The following is a 1,061-nucleotide window of genomic DNA, read 5'->3' as shown; positions in this document are numbered from 1 at the left end:
ACCTGTGCATTCTCATTATATTGAACATCAAATTCTTGATTTATTTCTGGCATAATCAACCTGGACTTAATCATGCTTTATCTGCCTCCTGTATAACGGTATAATTATCTGCGATACATTCCGATCATCATTATCCTGTGGGATCATACCTATACCTGGTTTGTATACCTTATTTGCCTCTGTAAATGATAGATTAGTAAAATTAAAAAATGAAGTTTCAGCACAATTGCCACCCAGTTGTATTCCCATATGATATCCAGTCATAACATCATATACTTTTCGTCCACGACATTCTGACTGACTTGCTGTATCAATCAACCCTATAATGAATATGTTGTGCAGAGCGCCTTTCTCTACAACATTCTCTATAAATGGGACAATTCTTGTAATGCCTTCACTCGGCGAATACAATGTATTTAAAAACGCTTCCATATCTGCAATAAAAATGTATGTTTCCTTAAATCGGGTCATCTGGCTATATATTTCATTCTCATCATAGCCTTGTTCCTTTACCTGATTTTTAAACTTATTTCTCTCCACAAATTCTGGAACCAGCATTGTAAAGTAATCTGCCTGTGCTGCTTCGCTATCTATATACGTTGCTCCCAACAATTCCGAATCAAGCTTGAACTCATTGGAACCATGTTCTATAACAACTATATCTGCATTTCTCATCAGTGCTGCATTCATCAATAACCGCATAACATTTTTCTTACCAGTTCTTGCTCTGCCCGTAATTGTATAGCAGAATGTTCTCCTAAGGTCTATTCCATATCCCTCCGCACTTACACTGTCATATCCTATCGGCAGCATATATCCATTACACATCTGTGCAACATCATTACGCCTCTTGAATATCTCCCACGTAGGTTTTTCTGGAATTTCAGGAACACCTTCCGCTACCTCAGTAGCTCCTTCAGCCATAGATGCACACATATTGCGAAGTAACTCTATACGTTCCATATCATCGCACCTATCCGTAGCTATCGCTGTCTGGAATTCCATTACTTCTCCATCGACCTTTATGAGTCCTCTTCCCTTTAGATTTTCCGGTTCAAGCT

The 1,061-nt window shown here is 38.5% G+C and carries 1 protein-coding gene; it reads right to left on the bottom strand.

Annotated features, from left to right (window positions below; translation table 11 throughout):
- Positions 1-66: 66 nt before the first annotated feature.
- Positions 67-1,061, bottom strand: a 995-nt coding sequence (locus DWW70_RS14945; protein WP_158564626.1) for a hypothetical protein, incomplete at its 5' end; no start/stop codon positions are given.

Source organism: Coprococcus sp. AF16-5 (genome assembly GCF_003479365.1).
In the GTDB taxonomy this organism is placed as follows: Bacteria; Bacillota; Clostridia; order Lachnospirales; family Lachnospiraceae; genus Coprococcus; species Coprococcus aceti.
This window is presented reverse-complemented; position numbering and strand designations above follow the sequence as displayed.